The sequence below is a fragment of the Calditrichota bacterium genome, assembly GCA_013151735.1.
Lineage (GTDB): Bacteria > Zhuqueibacterota > JdFR-76 > JdFR-76 > BMS3Abin05 > BMS3Abin05.
This window is the reverse complement of record JAADHR010000023.1, coordinates 1-7,339: the sequence shown is the minus strand read 5'-3', so window position 1 is coordinate 7,339 and position 7,339 is coordinate 1. Positions and strand designations below refer to the sequence as shown.

8 protein-coding genes are annotated in these 7,339 nt (G+C 44.5%); 3 read left to right on the top strand and 5 right to left on the bottom strand.

Annotation, left to right across the window (positions count from 1 at the left end):
- Nucleotides 1-375 precede the first annotated feature (375 nt).
- Entirely contained in the window at nt 376-1,749 is a 1,374-nt protein-coding gene (locus GXO76_01575) for a hypothetical protein (protein ID NOY76537.1), read from the top strand.
- A 21-nt stretch (nt 1,750-1,770) separates the two neighbouring features.
- Here GXO76_01575 and GXO76_01570 read toward each other — a convergent pair whose 3' ends face one another.
- From GXO76_01570 to efp, 5 genes are all read right to left on the bottom strand, one after another.
- Nucleotides 1,771-3,117: an aminomethyl-transferring glycine dehydrogenase subunit GcvPA gene (locus tag GXO76_01570; GenBank protein ID NOY76536.1), complete on the bottom strand. Its 1,347-nt coding sequence runs from the start codon at nt 3,115-3,117 to the stop codon at nt 1,771-1,773.
- A gap of 133 nt (nt 3,118-3,250) precedes the next feature.
- Nucleotides 3,251-3,628 carry a glycine cleavage system protein GcvH gene (gene gcvH / locus GXO76_01565; GenBank protein NOY76535.1) on the bottom strand — a complete coding sequence of 126 codons (378 nt, stop codon included), beginning with the start codon at nt 3,626-3,628 and terminating at the stop codon, nt 3,251-3,253.
- 56 nt (nt 3,629-3,684) lie between these two features.
- Nucleotides 3,685-5,061, bottom strand: a complete 1,377-nt coding sequence (gene accC, locus GXO76_01560) for an acetyl-CoA carboxylase biotin carboxylase subunit (GenBank protein NOY76534.1) — start codon at nt 5,059-5,061, stop codon at nt 3,685-3,687.
- Nucleotides 5,062-5,093: 32 nt separating this feature from the next.
- Nucleotides 5,094-5,594 carry an acetyl-CoA carboxylase biotin carboxyl carrier protein gene (gene accB / locus GXO76_01555; protein NOY76533.1) on the bottom strand — a complete coding sequence of 167 codons (501 nt, stop codon included), beginning with the start codon at nt 5,592-5,594 and terminating at the stop codon, nt 5,094-5,096.
- 120 nt (nt 5,595-5,714) lie between these two features.
- On the bottom strand, nt 5,715-6,272 hold the full coding sequence (gene efp / locus GXO76_01550; GenBank protein ID NOY76532.1) for an elongation factor P: 558 nt from the start codon (nt 6,270-6,272) through the stop codon (nt 5,715-5,717).
- Nucleotides 6,273-6,476: 204 nt separating this feature from the next.
- Between efp and GXO76_01545 the strand changes: the two genes are divergently transcribed.
- Both GXO76_01545 and GXO76_01540 read left to right on the top strand, forming a co-directional pair.
- On the top strand, nt 6,477-6,701 hold the full coding sequence (locus GXO76_01545; GenBank protein ID NOY76531.1) for a hypothetical protein: 225 nt from the start codon (nt 6,477-6,479) through the stop codon (nt 6,699-6,701).
- Entirely contained in the window at nt 6,698-7,105 is a 408-nt protein-coding gene (locus GXO76_01540) for a thioredoxin family protein (GenBank protein NOY76530.1), read from the top strand. The genes GXO76_01545 and GXO76_01540 overlap by 4 nt, the downstream gene beginning before the upstream one ends.
- Nucleotides 7,106-7,339: the final 234 nt, after the last annotated feature.

Below are 7,339 nucleotides of genomic sequence, written 5' to 3'. Positions count from 1 at the left end.
TGAAGTACAACAAGGCAACACTGAGATGGGTCGATCTTTTGCGGACGATTGATACGGATTTTCACGGGAATTACGAGTAATAGCGTGGAGTTCAGTCTGAAAATTTTGGACCCACGAATTTCACGCATTTTCACGAAGTGATTTTGTTGAAATTGAATCCATGCCATTTTTGTAACTTATGGTTTTTATGGCCAACCCACTTATGCTGTGATTCCATATGGAATGGATTTGGGGTGAAGAACCGCGGACAATTTACAGCGTTTATAAAAGTTGTGTAGCCGCAGACTTTATGCCTGCGGATGTGTTTTTCAGTCCGGTTGTTGTGTAGGGAATTCAATAGATGATATCTACTAAAAAAAGAGAAAGGAAGGATCATTGGCAACATTTGAATCCAAAGTATCAGATATTTTTGACGAAAATCCCAGGTTAGCCCGAAATATTCCAGTTGTTATCAGGAAGATATTCAATGAATCGGAGTCTGAGTTTCGGCGACGTTTGAGAAACGAAGATGAAGAGGTCGCAATGACCTCTCTCATGCAGCTCTTTGATATTCTTTATATTGACTTTTATTTCAAAGAACTCAACGGTCGCTTTTTAAACTGGGTGATTGACCGGTATTCCAGCCGATTCACAAAGCCGGAACTTGATGAAATAAGGGCTCAATCTGAATCACATCTGGATTTTTATGAAATCCAGGACGTCTTCCCTGGAAAGGGGAGCGTTATCAAATCGCTAATAACAGGTGAGGAAGGTTTTTTAAGAGATGTCTCCTCTTCAAGGGGGCTGGTGAAATGGGATATTATTTTAGCCCGCTGCTATCGTCTCCACGATGACTACTATAGCACGGGCTCGCTTTCGTTGTTTTCTCAATCTGAAAAGAAATATATTCTTGACAGAATTGAGGCGGCCCTTTCGGAAAAAACGGGTTCTTCCAGCAGTGCTGATTATGCGGATTTTGCCAAGAATCACTGGGACATTTTCTTTCAAATTGGGCGTGATATCCAGAGAAAGAAGATAAACAAGAAATACTACACAAATTATGGGGAATTGCAGTTATGCGAAGTTCGATTTCAGGTTAAAGATCTTCAAGCCGTACTTAGCGAAATTGAGCACCATGAGGATTTTAATTTTGTTGAAACCAAATTGCGCCGAGTTAAAAAGAAGAAAAGAAATATTATGCGATACAGATTTGACTGGAATAGCTTTGGTATTGAGAAAGAATTGGAAGCCATCAAAACGGAAAACCTTGATGATGGACTTTTATTGATGACGTCTCAGCTGGACGTTGACGGAAATCCGCTGAATATTGAACTCTTGGGCGATTTCTATATCGATCCCTTTCTGTGCCGCCTGGAAACCCGCTCCCTTGAATTGGCCGAATTTGCCGTCGACCACTTTTCCCAAATATTTGGAGATGCGCTTGTTTTTAAACGCATCATCAAAAAAAATATGAATGCTCTTCTCAAGTCCAGGGCTGGCAAGGCATCAGCGGAACCGGATCCGTCCGAAGCTCCGGATCCGGCGTTGGTACAGAATATGATGGAAAAATATTACTTAGATCTGCTTGATAAAAAGACACCCGCCTTAAATAATTTAACGCCCCGGGAAGCCAGACAGAATCCTGAAACCTTACCCTTAGTGATTGATTGGCTAAAGGGAATGGAAAATGTGTTTGAGCGGGATAGATTGAATGGCAAGGAAACTATTTCAATAGAAAAGCTAAAGAAGGCTTTAGATATTGAATTCTAAAAATTTGGGGCACCCGTGGTATTAGTCCACGATTATTGCGAGGCTCTCTGCAAATGCATCCAGTTCAGCCTGGCTGCGCTTTTCAGTCACCGCGACCAGCAGTGCGTTTTCAAAACCGTAATCGAATTTGGACAGATCAATTCCGGCCAAAATCTTTCGATCTTTCAGTCCGGCAATCACATCGGCAGCCGGAATGGGGGTTTTTATCACAAATTCTTTGAAAAACGGCGCCTTGAATTTTAGCTCGAACCCGGGAATTGCCGCTATTTTTTCGGCCAGATAATGGCTTTTCTGAAGGCATTGATTGGCGACTTCCTGAATGCCCTGTTTTCCCAAAAGGGATAAATAAATGGTGGCCGCCAAGGCGTTTAGCGCATTGTTTGTACAGATGTTTGATGTGGCCTTATCGCGCCGGATGTGTTGTTCGCGTGTTTGGAGGGTCATGACGAAACCGGGACGTCCCTGAGAATCCACGGTTCTGCCAATGAGACGCCCGGGCATTTTGCGGATAAATTCCTGTTTGACGGAAAAGATTCCCAGATAGGGTCCGCCAAATGCCAGGGGATTCCCCAGTACCTGGCCTTCGCCTGTCACGATATCCGCGTTGTAGGCACCCGGGGGTTCCAAGAGCCCCAGTGAAAGCGGATCGTTGGAGGTAATAAAAAGTGCGCCGGAAGCGTGAGTGACGGCTTCGATTTCATGCACATTTTCCAGATTCCCAAGAAAATTGGGGTGCTGGATAATGACGCCGGCTGTTTGATCGGTAATGTGTTTTTTCAATTGATTGACATCCGTGATGCCATCCGCAGACACATCAATTTCGCGAATGTCTATGTTTTGGCCGTGAAGATAGGTGCGCAAAACATCCCGGTAAAAGGGGTTAACCGCTTTCGAAACGATAATGGCTGCTCTGTTTTTCACATGATAAGCCATCAGCGCGGCTTCGGCAAGGGCTGAACCCGCATCATACATGGAAGCATTGGTGACATCCATGGCGGTAAGATTCGAGATCATGGATTGGTATTCGAAAATGGCCTGAAGGTTTCCCTGACTGACCTCGGGCTGGTAGGGTGTGTAGGCGGTGTAAAATTCTGACCGGAGCAAAATATGGTTTACAACGGAGGGTATATAATGATCATACGCGCCTCCACCCAAAAAACAGGTGTAATCCTGAACGGAATGATTTTGCTGAGCAAGCCGGCGCATCAGCTGAAAGGCTTCTAATTCCGATGTGGAATCGGGTAAATTGAATGACCCGTGAAAGCGGACACGTTCCGGAATCGTTTCCAACAGATCCTCAAATGTTTCAACTCCGATAGCGCGGAGCATATCTTGTTCTTCTTTTTCAGTTGTCGGAATAAATGGCATGTCGCTCTCCCAAATGATTTGCGCCAGCTGCAGGCAGGATTTCTCCAAACGTGCCCATGTTCCCGGTTAGCCCCTCCTTGTTTTTGATTGGCCAAAAGCAAACAGGATAGGGGCAAAAAGGTTCGTGTGTACCCTATTCAATCATGCTTTGATATTCGTCGGCTGTTAACAACCCCTCTGTTTCTTTCGGGTCAGACATTTTTATCTTAATGATCCATCCTTCGCCATAGGGATCTTGATTAATCAACTGAGGATTTTCTTCCAGATTGGAATTGACTTCAATAACTTCCCCGGATACAGGGGCAAAAATATCTGAAACCGTTTTTACAGCCTCGATACTTCCAAAGGGCTCCATCTGTTGGATATGTTCGCCGATTTGCGGAAGCTCCACAAACACCACATCACCCAATTCTCCCTGAGCGTAATCGGTAATTCCAATAATGGCCGTGTCGCCTTCAACATAAACCCACTCATGTTCCTCCGTGTACAATAAATCTTCTGGAATTTCCATGGCTATTGCTCCTTCAATTATTTTCTATTCAGAAAGACTGTTTCCTCAATCGTAACTTATTCAATTTCAGCTGCTTCCGCTGCTTTTTTATTCTCGTCTTCTTGCAGCATTTCAATAAACCGGATGTCGTAGTTTCCTTCCCGAAAGGCTTTGTTTAAAAGTACTTTTCGGTGAAAGGGAATAGTCGTGTAAATACCTTCCAGAACAAATTCTTCCAGAGCCCGCTTCATTCGCATGATGGTTTCTTCCCGGGTGCTCGCGTGTGCAATGACTTTTGCCACCAACGAATCATAATAGGGCGGAATCACATATTGAGCATAGGTGTGCGTGTCCACACGAATGCCCGGACCGCCCGGGGTGTGAAAATTGGTGATCTTTCCGGGCGAGGGCATGAAATCGCGATCCGGATTTTCGGCGTTAATGCGGCACTCGATCGCATGGCCCCGCATGTTGAACAAGCCCTTTATGTGGAGTTTTTCACCCGCTGATATGAGAATTTGTTCCTTAACCAGGTCAATATCCATAACCATTTCTGTTACCGGGTGTTCTACCTGAATTCGGGTGTTCATTTCCATGAAATAGAATTTTCCATCCGTGTCCAGCAGAAATTCCATGGTTCCGGCACTGATGTAGCCGGCGTATTCCGCACCTTTCATGGCCAGGCGATTCAGCTCTTTTCGCATCTCCTTTGTCACGGCGGCAGACGGCGATTCCTCAATAAGCTTCTGGTGTTTTCGCTGAACCGAACATTCGCGTTCGCCCAGTGCAATGATGTTTCCGAATGTGTCTCCCAGAATCTGCACCTCAATATGGCGCGGGTGTTCAAAGAATTTTTCCATGTAGACTTCATCGTTTCCGAAAGCTGCCCCCGCTTCATTCTGGGCGGTCTGAAAGGCATTTTCCATCTCCGAAGGCTCCCGGACAATGCGCATCCCCTTACCACCACCCCCGGCGGAAGCCTTTAGAATAACCGGATATCCGATTGTTTTGGCCAGTTCTTTTGCCTCATCCGCACTTTTAATAACCCCCTCACTCCCCGGAATAACCGGGAGTCCGGCTTTTTTCATTGTTTCCTTGGCAAAGGATTTGTTTCCCATTTTTTCGATGATTTCCGGCGTGGGGCCGATAAATTGAATGTTGCAGGATTGGGTAATCTCGGCAAAATGGGCATTCTCCGCCAAAAAGCCGTAACCGGGATGAATGGCGTCCGCATTGGTGACCTCTGCAGCACTGATGATTCTTGGAATGTTGAGGTAACTTTCATGGCTTGGCGGGGGACCAATACAAACCGCTTCATCAGCAAAGCGGACGGCCAGAGAATCGGCATCCGCCTCGGAATACACAGCCACGGTTTTAATATCCAGTTCCTTGCAGGCGCGAATAATTCTGAGAGCGATTTCACCTCTATTTGCAATTAAAATTTTATTAAACAAAAGCCCTATCCTCCTGATCGGTCATGTGTGTACTAATCGGGTTCCACCAAAAAAAGAAGTTGATTGTATTCGACAGGCTTACCGTTTTCCACCAGAATATCTGTGATTTTTCCGCTGACTTCCGCTTCAATTTCATTCATCAATTTCATCGCCTCAATAATACAAAGGACCTTTCCCGGTTCGATGCGGTCCCCGACTTTAACGTAGGGTTCAGCATCCGGAGCCGGGGCACGATAAAATGTACCGACCATCGGCGAGCGGATTTCGATGAGATTTTCCTTCTTTGCAGATTCAGGGGATTCTGTCTTTTCCGGTGCCGGAGGGGGAGGAGGGACAGGCGCGGCTTGCTGAACAGGCGGCGCTGCGGGTTGTTGAGCCACCGGCTGTGAAGGCGAAACCACAATGGTTTCTGTCCCATTTCCCGGGAATCCTTTGACAATTTTTACTTTTTGACCCCATCGGGATACTTCCAGTTGATTGATACTGCTTTGTTCAACGATTTTAACCAATTCTCGAATAATAGATGCTTTCATAAAAGATACCTCCTGATCCGCCAGCGGGCGGATTTGGTTGCAATGATCAATGGTTTTTGGTGTCCGGGCAACAACACTTTTCCGCGTGCTCAAAGATTAAAAATCTGATAGAAACCCGCTTCACACGCGTTCTACATACGTGCCGGTTCGCGTGTCGATTTTCAATAGATCCCCCTGCTCTATGAAAAGAGGAACCTGAACAACAGCCCCGGTTTCCAGTTTGGCCGGTTTTGTCGCACCCGAAACAGTGTCGCCTTTTACACCCGGTTCGGTTTCAACAACCTTGAGCTCGACAAAAAAAGGAAGCTCAATTCCGATGGCTTCCGTTCCGTGAAAAAGGATTTCAACCCCTTCGCCTTCCTTTAAAAAATTCCTCGCGTCACCAATTAGACTTTCATTAACAGCAACTTGTTCATAGGTTTCCTTATCCATGAAATAAAAGAGCCCGCCATCCTGGTACAGGTACTGCATGTCCTTGCTTTCCACCCGCACATCATTTACTTTTTCGTCAGAACGAAAGGTGCGTTCAATGACACGGCCAGTTTGGAGATTTTTAATTTTTGTCCGAACAAAGGCACCACCTTTACCGGGTTGAACAAATTGAAATTCCACAACTTGCCAGAGATTGTTGTCGATATTTAAAACCATTCCATTTCTGATTTGTGACGCTTGAGCCATAAAATCCCTCCAGATGATTTGGGTCAATTGTATTGAAAACTCTGAAAATATAATAGGTGTACATGTAAAAATCAACAAAATTTAATATATTAAAGAATTATTGTCAATAAAAATTTTCTTGAATTTGGGGGGAACAATTTCATATATTAATATCCATTTTATATATTAATAAATTTGTCGAGCGGAAGAAACAGGGCAGGATCGATGAAATTTTTTGAAAGCAACGGGTTTGTTTTTATTTTGACACTCTTGGGGGCCATCATTGGTTATGGTTATTTCCTCTGGGTACGTGATTTTTCGATGCCTGCTCAGGTCTACGGTAATGAATGGATAAGCACTGGTTTTGGAACCGGGATGGGTTTTTTATTTGGATTAAAGTTCCGGGATAATTTTCGCAAGAAAAAGGAGAAAGGTGAGGACGGTAAGTGAAAATCATTTTATTTGCAGTTTTGATTATTTTGGCATTTTTGGTTATTTCCCAGGTAACGATTATCCTGAAAGCCAGACGGAACAAAGGCCGGAAGATAGAGGAAGTTCCGGGCCAAATTGGACGAAGAATTAATCAGGGAGAAGATGTCCTGTTGTATTTTTACAGTCCGTCGTGCCGGGCCTGTAAAGCACAAACGCCCATTTTTAATCGCATTAAGAAGCAGTTCAGAAATGCGTTTGAAGTCGATGTCTCAAAGGACGGTGCCATGGCCAGAAAATTTAATGTAATGGGGACCCCATCTATTGTTTGGATTGAAAAAGGAACCATTAAAGAATTTTGGGTAGGGCTCCGGCAAGAAGAACAGCTGTTGAAGTTGGTTCAAAAAACTGAAGGTTCTCGCTAACAGAAAAGTTATCCACATATTTTTCACACGGCTCGTTCGTTGCAATTAAGCTCAGAAATAATTAGTTAGACCCTTTTGAAGCCTGTTTCCCTGTGCTTGCACGGTTCATTTGAAGCAGAAATTTATTGATGTGTAACTTATTAATAAACAGGAAGAAGCGTAGCTGTTGGAATTGTGTATGAAGGAAGGGCGGTATTTATCCGCTGTTTTTATTGAAGTAAAGCCGTTTTTGTC